This window comes from Christensenella sp. (assembly GCF_034927525.1).
GTDB lineage: Bacteria > Bacillota > Clostridia > Christensenellales > Christensenellaceae > Christensenella.
This window is the reverse complement of sequence record NZ_JAYFPU010000141.1, coordinates 1-2,102: the sequence shown is the minus strand read 5'-3', so window position 1 is coordinate 2,102 and position 2,102 is coordinate 1. Positions and strand designations below refer to the sequence as shown.

At 46.4% G+C, this 2,102-nt stretch carries 4 protein-coding genes; all 4 read right to left on the bottom strand.

The features are described from left to right. Positions 1 to 187: 187 nt before the first annotated feature. Positions 188 to 460: a preprotein translocase subunit SecE gene (gene secE / locus VB081_RS05785; protein ID WP_323399890.1), complete on the bottom strand. Its 273-nt coding sequence runs from the start codon at positions 458 to 460 to the stop codon at positions 188 to 190. 22 nt (positions 461 to 482) lie between these two features. After that, a complete protein-coding gene (gene rpmG / locus VB081_RS05780; protein ID WP_066649167.1) occupies positions 483 to 632 on the bottom strand; it encodes a 50S ribosomal protein L33 in 150 nt (49 codons plus the stop codon). Between the two features lie 259 nt (positions 633 to 891). Continuing rightward, positions 892 to 1,836: a glycosyltransferase family 2 protein gene (locus VB081_RS05775; RefSeq protein WP_323399889.1), complete on the bottom strand. Its 945-nt coding sequence runs from the start codon at positions 1,834 to 1,836 to the stop codon at positions 892 to 894. 36 nt (positions 1,837 to 1,872) lie between these two features. Next, a partial coding sequence (locus tag VB081_RS05770; protein WP_323399888.1) for a hypothetical protein occupies positions 1,873 to 2,102 on the bottom strand: 230 nt, incomplete at its 5' end.

Genomic DNA, 2,102 nt, shown 5'->3' with positions numbered 1-2,102 from the left:
GACATACCAATAAGGCTTGTCAGTCTTTTCCTGCTTCAAAAACTTAGACTTGTCGTCAATTACAGACTCGTCCAAAGCTTCCGGTACTGCCCCATCTTCCGGGGTGGTATTGATATCCATATCCTCAGGGGTGTTTTCCATAAACTCCTCTGATTCAGTGATTTTCTTATTCATAAATCGATTGCTCCTAGCTTACGAAGAAGTTATGGAACAGAGTACCGAGACCCCAGTCCATCAGTCCTACGATCACGGCGAAAATAGCAATGAAAACAATAACGGCAAACGTTGTCTTGAAGAGGTCTTTCCTTGTCGGCCACGTTACTTTTTTGATTTCACCCCAAACGTCCTTAAAGAACCTTCCCGGACTGCGTCTTTGCTTTTTATTCTTTTTCTTGGCGAGCTTCTTCTGCTCTTTTATCTGCTTTTCGCGTTCCTCGCCCAACAACTTGGTTTTAGCCATTGTATCTCCACCTCAAAAAAATTTACTTCGTTTCTTTGTGCACCGTATGCTTTTTGCAGAATTTACAGTACTTGGAAAGCTCAACCCTGTCAGGATTGTTCTTTTTGTTCTTCATCGTGTCATAGTTCCTCTGTTTGCATTCTGTGCATGCGAGCGTAATCTTATCGCGCATTGTTAAAACCTCCGGTTTTGTTTTTAGACAATCTAAAAAAAGGCACTCACTGCCTTTTATCAAAGATACTCTAACATAATACCACGCGAATCCGCTCCTGTCAACGCTTTTCGGGCTTTCCCCGCCGACTATTTTTATGCCTTATACGCTTCGTTCTTCCTCTTGCGAACGCCAGTACGATTCCGCCGGATCAGGCACACTCGCAGTTTGCGCATTCCGTGAGCAATCAATCCCCAGACATGATCATCATTCATTCCCCTCAGTCCTTCAGAACCGTCTCAATGATATACTTCGGGCGCTTCTTCGTCTCCATATACGCCTTGCCGACATACTCACCGATAATGCCGATCGCCAGAAGCTGCAGACCTCCGAGAAGCCAGATAGACATGATCATACTCGTCCAGCCGGTCTCCGTACTACCAAGCGCGTTCACGACCAGCGAATAAATAAGCATCACCAGACTGACCACAAAAATAATCAGACCCACCGCCGTGATCATACGAATAGGCTTGATGGAAAACGAAGTAATGCCGTCAAACGCAAAGCTGATCATTTTTTTCAACGGATACTTGGATTCCCCCGCAAAACGTTCGCCGCGCGAATATTCCACCGTTGCCGTCTGATATCCGATCTGCGGCACTATGCCGCGCAAAAAAAGATTCACTTCGCCAAACTCCGCGAGTCCTTCAAGAGCGCGCTTGCTCATCAGGCGGTAATCCGCATGATTGTATACAGAATCCACACCAAAGAATTTCAAAATTTTATAAAATGCCTGCGCCGTGCTGCGTTTGAATCCCGTATCCGTATTGCGGTTATTGCGCACGCCATACACGATGTCGCAGCCTTCCTTGTACTTTTGCATGAATTCATCCAGCACCTCGATATCGTCCTGCAGGTCGGCGTCCATAGATATTGTCACATCACACATATCCTTCGCGGTCATAAGCCCCGCTAAAAGAGCATTCTGGTGCCCGCGGTTACGCGACAGCTTCACACCCAGCACATATTTGTTTTCCTTGTGCAGCTCCTCGATGATCTCCCACGTCCTGTCCTTAGAACCGTCATTGACATACATGATCCTGCTGTCAGGCGTAACTAACCCCGCAGTGATCATACGCTCTAACTTATCCGTTAATCTTTTTGTTGTTTCATGCAGCACCGCCTCTTCGTTATAACACGGCACAACGATGTATAGTCTATCCATTCAACTTACCTGCTTTTTCATGTTATTTTCATGTTACTATATTCCGCGCGATGCGTCAATTAACGTTATTTTCTTTACCCGCTGCCATTCGGATGTAAAATACGCCAGCACAGCCATACCCACCACAAACGGCAGCCTCACCAGCATATCCTGTACAAAGGAGTTAACCGCCAACAGATTCATCACATTTGTCATCAGCGCCCACACAAACGCCAGCACGAGCGTATACAGCACAGGACGTATGCGGTTATCGAATACCTTGCTCG

What these genes read in the sequence shown, in the direction of transcription:
- rpmG (WP_066649167.1), bottom strand. Translation starts at nt 632, where the DNA reads ATGCGCGATAAGATTACGCTCGCATGCACAGAATGCAAACAGAGGAAC.
- VB081_RS05775 (WP_323399889.1), bottom strand. Translation starts at nt 1,836, where the DNA reads ATGGATAGACTATACATCGTTGTGCCGTGTTATAACGAAGAGGCGGTG.
- secE (WP_323399890.1), bottom strand. Translation starts at nt 460, where the DNA reads ATGGCTAAAACCAAGTTGTTGGGCGAGGAACGCGAAAAGCAGATAAAA.